The sequence below is a fragment of the Aliagarivorans marinus DSM 23064 genome (genome assembly GCF_000429485.1).
Classification (GTDB): Bacteria; Pseudomonadota; Gammaproteobacteria; order Enterobacterales; family Celerinatantimonadaceae; genus Aliagarivorans; species Aliagarivorans marinus.
Genome location: NZ_AUBY01000009.1, coordinates 124,363 through 137,794, shown reverse-complemented (window position 1 = coordinate 137,794; position 13,432 = coordinate 124,363). Strand labels below are relative to the sequence as shown.

Sequence of the window (13,432 nt, the reverse complement as noted above, 5' to 3'; positions counted from 1 at the left end):
AGCCCTAGCCACAACAGCTGCGTCGCTTACTCTCCGGCGCATGCTGCCACTCCGGTTCTGGGAAGACCGGCCAATCAATCCCAAGCAAGGTTTGACCGTGCAGGGTCATAGTGGCTTGCAGCCGGTTAACCCCATCGGTGCTGAACTCAAACAGGTAGTTACCGCGCCAGCTCAAGCCGCTGTTGCCACCAAAGGCGGGGCGAGCACGCTGCAGTGCAACCGCGAGTAGCTGCAGGTTTTGGCTGTTGCAGGCACGCTTGGCGTGGCGCTCACTCGCCTCGGCCATCTGCCGCAGCTGCCAAAACCACAGCCCGACAAACACCAACACCATTAACAGCACTACATCACCCAACATCGCCTATTCCTTTCTAACTGTCTCAACAAAGCCGGCTCGCAAAAAAGCCGGACTCAGTCCGGCTTTTAAGCATACCTTGCATGCTCTTCCCATGCGAGTAACCACGCGAGGCTGCGCTACTCTTCCCAGGCAAGACTGCGCTCAACGGCGCGTTTCCAGCCCTTATACAGCTGTTCGCGTTGCGACTCTTCGATCTTTGGCAGATAACTGCGATCGATGGCCGCCTTGTCGGCCAGCTCGGCGGTATCTTTCCAATAACCCACCGCCAGACCTGCTAGGAAAGCAGCGCCCTGAGCGGTGGACTCAATCAGGCTTGGTCGCACCACCTCATCGCCGGTGATGTCCGCTTGGAACTGCAACAGGAAGTCATTGGCGACTGCGCCACCATCCACTCGCAACGTTTTAAGCGGAATACCGGCATCGGCCTGCATCGCGTCCAGTAGGTCACGGCTTTGATAGGCGATCGACTCCAGTGCAGCGCGAATAATGTGATTACGGTTAGCACCACGGGTTAGACCGACCATGGTGCCACGCGCATAGGGATCCCAATATGGCGCGCCTAAGCCGACAAAGGCCGGCACCAGATACACCCCATTGGTGTCGCTGACCTTCTCAGCAAAATATTGGGTATCACTGGCATCGCGGATCAGCCCCAGCTCATCGCGCAGCCATTGAATGGTCGCGCCGCCCATAAACACCGCGCCCTCCAAGGCGTAGTTCACCTTGCCATTCAGGCCGAAGGCAATGGTAGTGAGCAGGCCGTGTTGCGAGCGTACTGGCTTGTCACCAGTGTTCATCAACAAAAAGCAGCCGGTACCGTAGGTATTCTTGGCCATGCCTTGATTGAAACACTGCTGACCGAATAGCGCCGCTTGCTGGTCACCGGCGATCCCGGCAATTGGGATCCGAGTACCGCCTTTACCGCCGATGTTGGTTTGGCCATAGACTTCGCTACACTCACGCACCTCCGGCAGCATGCTGCGCGGCACGCCAAACAAGTCCAGTAGCTTGTCATCCCACTCCAGGGTATTGATGTTAAACAGCATGGTACGCGAGGCATTGCTCATATCGGTGACATGCACCCGCCCATTAGTGAGCTTCCAAACCAGCCAGCTATCAACCGTGCCGAACAGCAGCTCCCCGGCATCGGCTTTCTCCCGCGCTCCCGGTACGTTTTCCAGGATCCATTTTAGTTTCGAGCCCGAGAAGTAGGCATCCAGCACCAGGCCGGTGCTGTCGCGGATATAGTCTTCCCAGCCTTGCTCGCGCAATTGCTCACAGATCTCGGTGGTACGTCGACACTGCCAGACGATAGCGTTGCATACCGGCATACCGGTGTTCTTGTCCCACACAATGGTGGTTTCGCGTTGGTTGGTAATACCAATCGCGGCAATCTGATCGCTACGAATACCGCTCTTTGCCAACACAGCAGTCAAGGATGCGCTTTGACTGGCCCAGATCTCCATCGCGTCGTGTTCCACCCAGCCCGGTTTGGGATAGTACTGGGGAAATTCTTGCTGAGAACTGGCAACAATTTCGGCTTGATGGTTGAATATGATGGCACGCGAGCTAGTTGTGCCTTGATCGAGCGCGACTACATACTGTTCGTGACTCATTGATGTTCCTTGCATAACGTCTTGAGCGCATTATGCTCGATTTCGCTCAAAGCACGCAGTTCGCTTTCGAAATAGTTGATCATGATCAAACTTTACTGGCTCAAGATTATTAAAGTAGTCACACCAACAAGGCCTATTCGCCGCAGAGACAGGATGCCACTTTGAAACAAGCGCTACGCCACCAGCAGATTATTGAGCAACTTCGCCAGCATGGCTTTCGCAGCACCGAAGATTTGGTCGCCCAGCTCCAGGTCAGCCCGCAAACCATCCGCCGCGATCTCAATCAGCTGGCCGACCAGCAGCAGATCCTGCGCCACCACGGCGGGGCATCCTTGCGCAGCAGCAGCGTGACCAACGACAGCTATCAAGCCCGCAAAAACTTCGCGGCCGATGCCAAACAGCAAATCGCCAGCCTGATCGCCGAGCAGATCCCCGATGGTGCCTCGCTATTCCTCGATATCGGCACCACCAGCGAGGCAATCGCCCAGGCATTGCTGGAACACAACGACCTGCGCGTGGTCACCAACAACTTGCATGTTGCTGCGTTAATGATGGGCAAAGCGGACTGTCAGGTGATTGTGGCCGGTGGCGAGGTGCGCAATAAAGATGGCGGGATCGTCGGCGAAGCCACCATCGATCTGATTAAACAGTTCCGCCTCGACTATGGGATTATCACCGTTAGTGGCGTGGATAACGATGGCTCACTGCTGGATTTTGACTACCACGAGGTACGGGTAACGCAGGCAATCATCGACAGCTCGCGCGAGGTGTGGCTAGCCGCCGATCATCATAAGTTTGGCCGCAATGCGATGGTCAATATTGGCTCGATCAGCCAAGTAGACCGGCTGTTCACCGACCAAGCCCCGCAATCCGAGTTACGCGAATGCTTAACACTCAACGAGGTACGCCTGCATTGCGCCGGGGAAGCGCAACTTGAACGCTAAGCGCTAAACTGACGCCGCAGCATCTGCTTGGCCAATCGATAGTACGATGACGGCCGCTCAGGGCTGTTGATGATCAACTCGCTCAGTTGCGCCCGACTGAGCGCCCCACCCTCGCCGTGCGCCAGTAAAAACTCCTTAACCTCTAACTGCATCAGGCGTGTCAGGCTTTGCCGATAGCGGGCGGGATAGTGCACCGGAAACGGCGCAACCAGCTTATCCTTGACGCGAATAATGCTGTCCGCCACATAGATAGCGCGCGATTGCAGGTGATAGACGCTCAGATCCCGATCGGTGTGACCGGGGGTATGCAGGGCCTGCCAGTCTTCGAACCCGGGAATCGGCTGGCCATCGTCCAAATGGCCATCGGCTTTAAGATAGGGCGAGTAAAACAGGTTCTTCCAGCGTTTGCCCTGACGGCGCGCCACAAAGTAAGCAAGCACCATATCGCACAGATAACGCCCCAGCCCCCACGCCCCTCGATACCAAGCGTGCCTGTGCTGCCAGGTGAGTATTTGGCAGCCATAACGTCGCCGCAACAGCGCCGCACCGCCAGCGTGGTCGGGGTGCATATGGGTGACCACCACCGCTTTGATATCTTGTGGCCGCATCGCCAACTGCTCACGCACATAGGCTTCCACCACCGCCACATCGGCGCGGCATAGGCCATCTAACAACAGCAGTTTATCTGGGTACTGAGCCAGATAGATATTTTGAATATGCCCCACTATGCGATGAACCTGCATCTCCACCCCTTATGTTAATGCCTTGTTACAGCCTAGAGCCTGAGCTCTAGTTAAACAAGTGTTTCATTTCAAACCGCGTAAATGTGAACTTTTCTATGGATCATGCGCGTAATACGATCTATATTCTTCGCAAACGAACATAAACGCGCATTTGCACTCAAGGAGAAGGGCGTGAGCAAGCAGTTATTTGATTTGTTGATCATCGGTGGTGGGATCAACGGCGCGGGTATCGCCGCCGACGCGGCCGGTCGCGGACTAAAGGTTGCCCTATTCGAGCAAAACGATTTCGCCAGCGCTACCTCATCGGCCAGCTCCAAGCTTATCCATGGCGGGCTGCGTTACCTTGAGCACTACGAATTTCGTTTGGTGCGAGAGGCGCTGCAAGAGCGCGAAACCCTGCTAAGCAAGGCTCCGCACTTGGTCGAGCCGATGCGCTTTCGCCTACCCCATCGCCCTCACCTACGCCCGTGGTGGATGATTCGCAGTGGCTTGTTCCTCTACGACAACCTTGCCAAGCGCGGCCAGCTGGAGGGCTGTCAGGGCCTGCGCTTTGGCCCAAGCAGCCCACTCAAGCCGAACATTACCCGTGGTTTTGAATACTCAGACTGTTGGGTGGATGATGCGCGGATGGTGGTGGCTAATATTCAGCAAGCAGCCGAAAAAGGTGCGTTGGTGGGCAACTACCAGCAAGTGATCAGTGCGCGTCGCGAGAGCGGCGTGTGGCAAGTAGAGGTCAAAGACCGTCGCAATGGCAAGAGCACCTACTACCAAAGCAAGGCCTTGGTCAATGCAGCAGGCCCTTGGGTGCAGAGCTTTATCGAATCGACTATTCGCGAAGTACCACCACGCACCATTCGCTTGGTGAAGGGCAGCCACATTGTGGTTCCGAAGATCCACGATGAGAGCCAAGCCTATATCCTACAAAATGCCGATAAGCGGATCGTGTTCGCCATTCCTTATCAGCAGGATTACACCCTGATTGGCACCACTGACGTGGAATATCAGGGCGACCCATCTAAAGTCGCGATCAGCGACGATGAAGTGCGCTACCTGTGTGACATCGTCAACCAGCACTTTAAGCAATCCGTTAGCCCTAGCGACGTGGTGCATAGCTTCTCTGGGGTGCGCCCACTTTGTCAGGATGAAAGTAACGATCCTTCCGCAGTCACTCGCGACTACACTCTGGAGCTGTCACCCGAAGTTGATGGCGCCCCGCTGTTGTCGGTATTCGGCGGCAAACTGACCACCTATCGCAAGCTGGCAGAAGCCGCGCTAAAAATGCTGCAAGCCAGTTTTCCCGACATGGGCCCGGAGTGGACCGCCAGCCATACCCTGCCAGGCGGCGATATCACGGGCACCCGCGATGAGTACATACGCGCGAGTGCCCAACATCATAACCAGCAACCTTCAGACATACTGGAACGCTGGATTAAACACTATGGCAGTCGCGCTGAGTTGCTACTTAGCCAAGCAAAAGGCCAGTACTTTGGTGGCAGCTTGTACCAAAGCGAGGTGGATTACCTGATCGATAACGAGTGGGCAGTCAGTGCCGAGGACATTCTGTGGCGGCGCACCAAGCAAGGTTTGTACTTGAGCAAGCAACAGGTTTCGCAACTGGAAGCCTATCTACAGGTCAAGCTGGGAGAGGCTTCGTTGCTCGAGCGAGCAAGCTAACAAAAAATTGCTGAGTGTTTACTCCTTGTGTGCGCTAAATCTATGATAATAAAATGGATGTTAATTAGTGCTCAGTGACAAGGATAAGCGGTGCTCCGACGCCTGATAGACCTACTCGCAATCTTGCTGCTATTGGTATTGGCCGGGTTAACCTTCCTGGCCTTCTCGTTTCATCCCGACCAATATCGTTCGCAGATCCTCCAGTGGGTCAACCAACAAAGTGACTGGCAGGTCGACTATCGCAGCGCCGACTGGCAGCTCACCGCGCCACTGGTGTTGCGCCTCAACCACGTCCGGGTTGGCAAAACCGATACCGCTTCGCTACTGGTAGACGAGCTCGAACTGCAGCTCTCTGCCAGTGCACTACTCAACAAGCACCTACGGATCGACACCTTAGAAGTTCGCCAGCCTCAACTGGCGCTGCGCCCGCGTATCCTGACAACCTCAAACACTGAATCGCAGTCCTCCACCAGCGAACTGCCGTGGTTCGAGCAAGCCAGTATCGGCAAGCTGCTACTCAGTGATGCCGATGTGCACTACCAAGACGGCCTCGATAGCTTCCGCCTACTCAAAGGCGAGCTGATCGTTGAGGATTGGCAGCTCTATCAGCAGCAGAGCTTTGCCCCAGAGAACTGGCGACTTAAGCTGCTGTTAAATGCCGGGCAGCTTCACACCCCGTGGGTCAACCTCGGCGCGCCTCAGCTAGCGCTCGACTGGGATGGCAGCACCTTGCAGCTAAATCACCTGAGTGCCGATCTCTATCAAGGCAGTGTTTATGCACAAGCCAACTGGCGCGATAAGCACCTGCGGATCGACGACTTAGTCATCGATACCCTGCGCTTTGAATACTTTGACGAGCAAGCGCCATCGCCAGCCACAGCGGAAAGCCCATTGCCCGAGCTAGCGTGGCTGGAGCAGCTTTCGCTGCGCCGCGCCCTGATTATCGACTCCAGCACCATGCTCAGCCGCGCCGCCGGAGAAGGGCAAGCTCCCCATTCGCTAACCCTCAACCAAGTGAATGCCGAACTAAGCCAGCTGCACCTACCTTGGCCGTTTGCTATCGAGCGGTTATCCGGCGAGCTAAGTGGGCAGGCTAGCGAGTTTTCCTACAATCAGTACCATTTCCAGCAGCTAACCGCTCAAGCCAAGCTGGCACCAGAGCTTTGGCAGCTAGGCTATCTCAGCGCGCAAGCCTTTGAAGGCGAGTTTGATGTGAGCGGCGAGTACACGCTTGCCGATAAGTCACTGCACATCCGCCGCTTTGCCGCCAATGATATTGAACTGGCTATTGAGGAGAGCTGGTTCAATCCCCAGCAGGAACCAACAGCCAGCACCGAGCTACCGCTAAACAGCCTGTATCTTGAGCAAGCCCGGGTACACAAGTTAAAACTACTTTCCTATGTGGATAGCTTCCCATTTGCCGCCGAAGGGATCAGTCTGGACCTGCGCGACCTATCGCTTATCGAAGATGGTCAGTGGCAACCGATGGAGCAATTATGGCAGCCTTCCAGCGCACTGTTTTTAGAGGCGCCAGAGCTGGCCTACCGCGGCTTGGTGGTGCAACGCTTTAATGTAGATGCCAGCTCGCAGGCCGAACTCGGTCATTTGAGCGTGTACGCCGAGCTCCCCCTCGGGCAGCTGGAACTGAGCGCGCAAACCCAGCTTGATCAGCCGCATCGCCCATGGGAGGCCGAGTTGCAGGCCTTGCTGCTGGATATCAGCCCCTTGGCTCGCTTGGCGGATAATCGACAGTTTCGCTTGGTAGGCGATCTGGAGCTTAGTGGCCGCTGGCAGGGCCAGCTGCAAGAGTTCGTGGCCAACTTAGAGGGTGAGCTGCAACTGAACAGCCGACTACTGCAGCTACCCGGTGGCGACCTGGAGCTAGGGCTCGATCAAGTCATTGACCACCCCGAGCAGCACTTTGAGTCGCCTTCTGCGTTGGTGGAGCAAGGCTTTGCATTGGTTTGGACCGAGCCACAGGCGCTCCCACGTGGCGTCACCCAACTCAGCGAGCTAAGCCTAAACGCCAACTTTCGCGAGGGTAAGCTGCATATTCCGCCGCAGCAGCTACCGGGCATGCGCTATCAACTGCAGCTTGCGGGTGAGTTCGATTTAGCCCAGCACAGCCGTAACTTGGAGCTGCAGGTGCAAGAGCAAGATTGCTGGCAACTGACCCAACGCTGGCGGGGAACCAGCGATTCACCACAGACCTATCTGTTTCATCAAGATAGCCCGTGGGCGTATGCCCTCGAGCTAGCCAGCCATGTCGAGCCGGTTAACCGCCCCGAGGCTTGCCAAACGCGCTAGTCGGATGCCTCAGGCGCATTAGGTAGCAACATAAACACCCCTCGGAACTCGGCGCAGCATTGTTGGCTGTCGCCGATCTCGACCACCACGCGCATCTTGGCTTTTTTACCGTCGATAAGAGGCAGCAAGCTACCCTTCATTTTGCGTTTGTTCACGGCAGCTTGAGCGTCTTCGGTCACCGCATGGCGATGGCGGATCTCCGATTTGGCCAGCACGATGTCGGCGTCGATGCCGTGCTCTTTAAGCATCAGCCAGATCATACCCCAAGCAGACAAGGTCGCCAGGCTATACAGGCTGCCGGCAAACATGGTTTGGTGAGGATTGTGATTACCTGCCAAAGGCAAGGTGGTGGTGAGGCGGTTGCCAGTGTACTGCTTAAGCCGCACCCCCATCTTTTCACTGAGAGGGATCTGCTCGTTAAACATCTGCTGTAGCGCAGTACACAGCTTGGGTTGGCGTACAAAGCGGTGGGTGTCGGAGAGCTCCTTCACCATCTGTTGCTGTTTCACCTTCACCTTGTCGAAGGTGGCACTACCGTTAGGTTCAAAGCCGCAGCTTTGGAAGAAACGCACCGAATCGCCACGGGCATTTACCACCACCCGTTTCACCCCTTCGCTGTGGGCCGCCTTCTCCAGCGCCATCATCAGCAGCGTGCCCATCCCTTGATTACGTTTGATCGGGTCAACCGCCACATGGCGGATCAGCGCCTCTTGGTTATCGCTGACAAACAGCCGCCCGGCGGCAATGGCTTCGCCTTGCTCATCGCAGATCATCCGGTGAATGCTGTGGGCATCGTAGGCATCGCGTTCGCTTCCCAAGGGGAGCTGCAAAGGCTTGTTCAGCACCTCCCAACGAAACTGATAGTACTTCTCCATTTCCCCTGCGGAGTCGGGGCAGACCACTGCGACCATGGCAAACATCCATTGTTGACATAAGTAATAACTATAAGCCTTCACCGCTAGCGTGACCACGCTTTTCAGCTGATTCAGTGATAAGCTAGGGCGCTATAGCGCAGCCCGATACGCAGGCAATGGTGCGCCATAAACTTAGGAAAGAGATAGATGAAAAAGTTCCTTGTGCCGGCAATTCTCCTAGTGATTGTCTCGCTTCAGTACTTTACTCACCATAGTTACCAGCAGCACAGTGAAAGCCTGCTTAGTGAGTTAGCCCAGCAAGATGACCTCACCGTTACCCTGCTTGATCGCCAGCGCAGCCCCGTCAGCTATCAAGAGCGTTGGCAACTTGAGCTTGCGCTAGACGAGAAGCAGAGCTGGACGTTTTACATCGATCAGAAGGTTCAGCTACTGCCGCTGTGGGCCAGTAGCAACTGGCAGCTGGACATGACCCAAGGCAGCATTCAAACCTGGTTACATCGCCATGGGCTAACCCAGATCCCCCACCAAGGAAAATGGCAGGCCAATCTTTGGCTCGACCAACTAAATAGCCAGCTAGAAGTTAGAACCTTTAGTGGCACGCTCGACACCCTTCCCTTCACTGTGCAACCTCTTAGTGCGCGATTTAGTAGCGACTTAGCGGGCACTAAGGGGGCGCTGGAAATGACTTGGCAAGGCGGCAGTATCCTCGGGCTGAATAACAGTAACCATATCACGATCATAGGGCTTAGCCTGAGTGAGCGCTTCACCCGGCTCGACCAACAGTGGCTGGCAGAGCGCAGCCATTGGTCGCTGAAGCAGCTGAACTGGGTTAGTGAAGGCTTTAAGCTGGCAGCCAACGATCTTGATACGCAAAACCAGTACCTTGTCGAGAATGGCTTGAGCTACCTCGACCTACAAACCCGTGTAGCCAAAATCACCAGCCGCAGCAAAGGCCAGCGGCTCGAGCTTGCCAACCTGCAGCTAGATGCTCAGCTAGGCGGCGTGGAAGAACAGCTGTTGCTCGAGCTTATCGCCCAGCAAAGTCAGTCCCCCAGCGCCGAAGAGCAACAACAACTGCTCCAAGCCTTGCTCAACAAGCCGCTGCTATGGGAGCTGCGTAAGTTTGCCTTCGACATCGATGTCCAGCGAATCGGTGCAAAGATGCAAGGTGACGTCGATGCCAAGGCCAAGTTCATTGTTCAACCCTTCCGCCTGGAAGACATCAGCTATGCGCAACAGCTACTGCGCTACCTAGATGTGAACGCCCATATGAGCGTCAATGAGGAGTTTTTTGATAACAGCCCTTACCGCTTGTATGTCGAAGGGCTAAGGCAGGTCGGCTATCTGGATAATATCGATGGGCGCGATCAGGTTAACCTAATCTTCAATGACAGTGAGTTTTCTCTGAATCGCCTACCGATGCCCTTGCTCTAACCACGGGCACATTCAATAGAACTAAAAAGCCGCCTATTGCAGGCGGCTTTTCTATTTTAGATTTTTAAGAAGCGGGGCTTACCACCATGCTTCCCACATTGCACCCAGAGTCAGGGTGTCTAGATCAGTGCTGTTGCTCTCGTTGTCTGCGTTACCCACAGTTGCGTAGAAGCGCAGCATTGGACGAGACCAAGTGTGAGGACCTACTGCCATGTTTTGTGACAGGGTCAGTTTCCAAGCGGTGTTCGTCGCATCCACATTGTCGTAGTCGACGACACTGTAACCCGCTTCAACCCAGGTCGAATGGGTGTCATTCCACGAGATATGTGGGCGAACCACTACGTTGTAGTTAACGCGATCATTGCTGTCATCGGCTTCTTCAAGAGACTGATAAGCAATACCGTAGTCCATACCAGCACGCTCAGAGAACCCGAAGCCACCTTCCAGGTGCACCAACAAAGCAGTCTTATCTTCAGTCAGCTCAAACACTGTATCTTTGGTGTTGTCAGAGTAGCGAACCACCAATGAGTGACCAGCCATCTTCACGTTGGCAGCTACTTGATAAGAGTTGGTATCGTTGTCTGGCTTCGCTTCTGAGGTAAAGCCGTAGTTGGCATAGATATCTAAGGTTGCACTACCCAAGCCGATGCCGTGCAGCTTACTGGTTAAGGCGTAGTTACCATTGTCATTACCATGACAACCAATGCCATCAGCGCCGCCAGGGTGCGAGCCACAATCAACCTGGCCAACAATACCTAAGTTCAGCTTAGCGCCGCCCAAATCAAGATTATCAAAGCCACCACCCTGGCCATCGTGGGTCATCCAGAAGTAGTCCATCAGGTTGGTCTGTGGGCGTTGATGGAAGCGGCGACCGGCCCAAACAGTCATATCAGGTTGAGAAGCGAAGATACCCGTACCGGCGGCAAAAGCTTTTTTAAGAGCAACATCACCCGAGCTCCACCAATCGTAGGCAGTCCAGTGGTCAAACATCACACCCACTTGCCACTTAGCGCCACTTGCTGCTTCAGTGAGATAGTTGAACTGGAATTCACCACCATTGTATTCATTACCCAAACGACCAGCACTACGACCGTTTAGATCGCCAGCAGGCGCTACGTATAGAGAGTCCTCATCAGCTTGGTAGGTTGCACCATAGCGGGCATAGCCACCAAAGCTAAACTCACCAGCAGTTGCAATACCACTGCAGAGTACGCCGCTCGAGACCAGTGCAATTGTAAGCGCTTTCAATTTCATAATGTCAATTCCTTGTGATTTGTTTTTTATTTGATAGCTGCAGGAAACTAAGCCACTGAGCTAACGTCACAAATTATATGGAGTCAAAAAAAGATGAAATGAGATCAAACTCACGAGCATTCGCTAGCTTGAAACCGCTTGATCACACTGGCAATAGAAAGAGATATATTTCAGCATCCCAGCAAAAACATCATTTAAGATTCAAACAAGCATACCGGTGACTATAGATTGACCTAGGGATGACGTTTACCTCAGGATAAGCGCTCTTTTATAGACCTTGCTGTCATGAAATTCATGATAACGATTTCATGTAAATTTTATGCACCTGATGCAACTGTCCGGCTTTTGTGATTCGACCCTCCATTTGTGGCGTTATTTTGCAACAGGATTCATGGCTAATTTGCACTGCTTACTAGACCGTGTTTGCCGCTAGTTTGGATGTGCTCGGCAGGGCGGAAAGGCCGGAAAACAAAGAGAGAAGTAGATGGTGGTATCACGTAAGCAAAGAGTTAAGTTAAGGGGATGAAAAAGCCGCCCATTCAGGCGGCTTCACTAAGCTATGCGTCGGTTGCAGGGCTTACCACCAAGCTTCCCACATTGCACCCAGAGTAAACACATCTTGTTTATCACCGGCGTTGTCGTTTTCACCCACAGTTGCGTAGAAACGCAGCATTGGACGAGACCAAGTGTGAGGACCCACAGCCATGTTTTGCGACAGAGTCAGCTTCCAGGCTTCGTTGTCTTTGCTTTGGCCTTCTACGTCAACCACACTGTAACCCGCTTCTAGCCAAGTTGAGTGGGTGTCGTTCCAAGAGATATGTGGACGAACAACTACGTTGTAGTTAGTCGCTTCTTTATCCATATCTTGGTAACCGATACCGTAGTCCATACCCGCAGTATCAGAGAAGCTAAAGCCACCTTCTAGGTGAACGAATAGCGCTTCGCGATCTTCAGCTAGGTCAAACACGCTATCTTTGGCGTTGTCTGAGTAACGAACAACCAAAGAGTGGCCGAACATCTTCAGATTTGCAGCCAACTGATAGGCATTGGTGCTGTTATCAGGCTGAGCTTCTGAGGCAAAGCCATAGTTAGCATACAGGTCTAACGTCGCAGAGCCCATGGTGATGCCGTGCAGCTTACTGGTTAGCGCGTAAACACCACTGTCGTTGCCATGGCAGCCAACACCGTTCACATCAGGATCTGGGTGAGAACCACAGTCAACTTGACCAACAACGCCAATGTTTAGTTTGGCACCGCCCAAGTCGAGGTTATCAAAACCACCGCCTTGGCCATCGTGGCTCATCCAGAAGTAGTCCATCAAGTTAGTCTGAGGACGTTGATGGAAGCGACGGCCAGCCCAAACAGTCATATCAGGTTGAGAGGCGAAGATACCAGTACCTGCAGCAAAGGCTTTTTTCAAAGCAACGTCACCTGAGCTCCACCAATCGTAAGCTGTCCAGTGGTCCAGCATTACACCAACTTGCCATTTAGCACCGCTTGCCGCTTCAGTGTGGTAGTTGAACTGGAATTCGCCACCGTTATATTCGTTACCCAAACGACCGGCACTGCGACCATTCAGTTCACCAGCAGGACCCACGTATAGTGCATCTTCGCTACCTTGGTAGGTAGCGCCGTAGCGAGCGTAACCACCAAAGCTAAACTCGCCAGCCGCTGCAGTGCCACTGAACAGCATGCCGCTTGAGACTAGTGCAATTGTAAGCGCTTTCAATTTCATGATTTCAATTCCTTGTGATTTGTTATTTTTAAACCGCCCAAAGCTAACTTCTTCGACGGCTGGAAAAATTATAAGAAGGCAACTACGCTGGGAATGAGATCAAACTCACGGGACAAATCTCTGCAAAAGCCTCAATGTCACACTGCAAAAACATAGATAATACAGCCACATAAGAACTTAAACACAGTCATAACTTTTATTATGGCCAGCTATATCAATAGATACATCCATACAGTGCCCCTTTCGCCACATATTGCGCAACCTAAAGCGCCAACTTGAGTGAAAGTAATAACTGTAGTTTCATGGCGAAAATTTGAACCGGGGAAAACGTTACCATTTGCGTGATCGTCCGCACGAAATCTAAGGGTATTTTGAGTTGGGTTTCAAGCCGTGCATTCCATTGATACGACCGACAAAAAATGGGCGATAGCTCTTTGTGTGCAAGTAACTGTTAGAGTGAGCAGCAGCCTTAACACTAAGCCCAAAGAACTTTTC

The 13,432-nt window shown here is 53.6% G+C and carries 10 protein-coding genes; 4 read left to right on the top strand and 6 right to left on the bottom strand.

What is annotated here, in order from left to right; genetic code table 11:
- Positions 1–4: 4 nt before the first annotated feature.
- The gene (locus tag G461_RS0102470) at positions 5–355 is read right to left on the bottom strand and encodes a DUF3301 domain-containing protein (RefSeq protein WP_026970641.1); all 351 of its coding nucleotides are present in this window, start codon (positions 353–355) and stop codon (positions 5–7) included.
- A gap of 116 nt (positions 356–471) precedes the next feature.
- Positions 472–1,971, bottom strand: coding sequence for a glycerol kinase GlpK (glpK, locus tag G461_RS0102465; protein ID WP_026970640.1), 1,500 nt, complete (start codon positions 1,969–1,971; stop codon positions 472–474).
- A gap of 161 nt (positions 1,972–2,132) precedes the next feature.
- Between glpK and G461_RS0102460 the strand changes: the two genes are divergently transcribed.
- Positions 2,133–2,915, top strand: a complete 783-nt coding sequence (locus tag G461_RS0102460) for a DeoR/GlpR family transcriptional regulator (protein ID WP_026957520.1) — start codon at positions 2,133–2,135, stop codon at positions 2,913–2,915.
- On the opposite strand, the gene G461_RS0102455 is transcribed toward G461_RS0102460, so the two are convergent.
- Positions 2,912–3,658, bottom strand: a complete 747-nt coding sequence (locus tag G461_RS0102455) for an MBL fold metallo-hydrolase (protein ID WP_026970639.1) — start codon at positions 3,656–3,658, stop codon at positions 2,912–2,914. The two genes, G461_RS0102460 and G461_RS0102455, sit on opposite strands and share 4 nt — an antisense overlap.
- A 171-nt stretch (positions 3,659–3,829) precedes the next feature.
- On the opposite strand from G461_RS0102455, the gene glpD reads away from it, so the two are divergent.
- The gene (gene glpD / locus G461_RS23055; protein ID WP_035479022.1) at positions 3,830–5,332 is read left to right on the top strand and encodes a glycerol-3-phosphate dehydrogenase; all 1,503 of its coding nucleotides are present in this window, start codon (positions 3,830–3,832) and stop codon (positions 5,330–5,332) included.
- A 90-nt stretch (positions 5,333–5,422) separates the two neighbouring features.
- Positions 5,423–7,639 (top strand): AsmA family protein, encoded by a 2,217-nt coding sequence (locus G461_RS0102445; RefSeq protein ID WP_026970638.1) that lies wholly within the window; start codon positions 5,423–5,425, stop codon positions 7,637–7,639.
- Here the strand turns inward: G461_RS0102445 and G461_RS0102440 are convergent.
- The gene (locus G461_RS0102440; protein WP_026970637.1) at positions 7,636–8,550 is read right to left on the bottom strand and encodes a bifunctional GNAT family N-acetyltransferase/hotdog fold thioesterase; all 915 of its coding nucleotides are present in this window, start codon (positions 8,548–8,550) and stop codon (positions 7,636–7,638) included. The two genes, G461_RS0102445 and G461_RS0102440, sit on opposite strands and share 4 nt — an antisense overlap.
- 150 nt (positions 8,551–8,700) lie before the next feature.
- Between G461_RS0102440 and G461_RS0102435 the strand changes: the two genes are divergently transcribed.
- The gene (locus G461_RS0102435; RefSeq protein WP_026970636.1) at positions 8,701–9,948 is read left to right on the top strand and encodes a hypothetical protein; all 1,248 of its coding nucleotides are present in this window, start codon (positions 8,701–8,703) and stop codon (positions 9,946–9,948) included.
- A gap of 78 nt (positions 9,949–10,026) precedes the next feature.
- Here the strand turns inward: G461_RS0102435 and G461_RS0102430 are convergent, their stop codons facing one another.
- Together G461_RS0102430 and G461_RS0102425 are read right to left on the bottom strand one after the other, a co-directional pair.
- Positions 10,027–11,202 (bottom strand): carbohydrate porin, encoded by a 1,176-nt coding sequence (locus tag G461_RS0102430; protein WP_026970635.1) that lies wholly within the window; start codon positions 11,200–11,202, stop codon positions 10,027–10,029.
- Positions 11,203–11,779: 577 nt separating this feature from the next.
- Positions 11,780–12,937, bottom strand: coding sequence for a carbohydrate porin (locus G461_RS0102425; protein ID WP_026970634.1), 1,158 nt, complete (start codon positions 12,935–12,937; stop codon positions 11,780–11,782).
- Positions 12,938–13,432 lie beyond the last annotated feature (495 nt).

Excerpts from the sequence above, each read along its gene's own strand:
- G461_RS0102425 (WP_026970634.1), bottom strand. The coding sequence starts at position 12,937 with ATGAAATTGAAAGCGCTTACAATTGCACTAGTCTCAAGCGGCATGCTG.
- G461_RS0102430 (WP_026970635.1), bottom strand. The coding sequence starts at position 11,202 with ATGAAATTGAAAGCGCTTACAATTGCACTGGTCTCGAGCGGCGTACTC.
- glpK (WP_026970640.1), bottom strand. The coding sequence starts at position 1,971 with ATGAGTCACGAACAGTATGTAGTCGCGCTCGATCAAGGCACAACTAGC.
- G461_RS0102470 (WP_026970641.1), bottom strand. The coding sequence starts at position 355 with ATGTTGGGTGATGTAGTGCTGTTAATGGTGTTGGTGTTTGTCGGGCTG.
- G461_RS0102435 (WP_026970636.1), top strand. The coding sequence starts at position 8,701 with ATGAAAAAGTTCCTTGTGCCGGCAATTCTCCTAGTGATTGTCTCGCTT.
- G461_RS0102440 (WP_026970637.1), bottom strand. The coding sequence starts at position 8,550 with ATGGTCGCAGTGGTCTGCCCCGACTCCGCAGGGGAAATGGAGAAGTAC.
- G461_RS0102455 (WP_026970639.1), bottom strand. The coding sequence starts at position 3,658 with ATGCAGGTTCATCGCATAGTGGGGCATATTCAAAATATCTATCTGGCT.